At 58.2% G+C, this 400-nt stretch carries 1 protein-coding gene; it reads right to left on the minus strand.

The annotated features are described in order from the left end of the window. Positions 1-164: 164 nt before the first annotated feature. Positions 165-305 (minus strand): hypothetical protein, encoded by a 141-nt coding sequence (locus AC066S_RS39845; protein WP_478272071.1) that lies wholly within the window; start codon positions 303-305, stop codon positions 165-167. Positions 306-400 lie beyond the last annotated feature (95 nt).

Genomic DNA, 400 nt, shown 5'->3' on the forward strand with positions numbered 1-400 from the left:
GTACTATTGACAGGCGACATCACCGAGCGCCCCGTGAAAATACATTCGAGCTTTTCATTGATGTAGTCCAGCTGGTGGGGGCGCAGCGGAAGTTCCTGCCCCGTGTGGGTGTTGCAGCTCGTGAAATCAATCCCTTCGGCGGCTGCATTGCGACACGCCGAGACTTACTCGTTCATGAGGCCGGCAAACTCGATGAAGGGGTGGTTCCCGATCCGGATCGCGCTTCGATAGAAAGCGTCCGCGGCTTGCTGCATCGCCCGGATGGTCGCTTCGGCATCCAGTTGCGTCGCAAGGTCTGTGCTCATGTTCATGCCTCTATTTCAGTTCGTTCCAGACGCGCACGGCTTCTTTGCGTGAGAGCATCGTGTGGCCCTCCGACTGGCATTTGCTCAGGCCGGAC

It is taken from the genome of Bradyrhizobium sp. CFUWI, assembly GCF_056429085.1.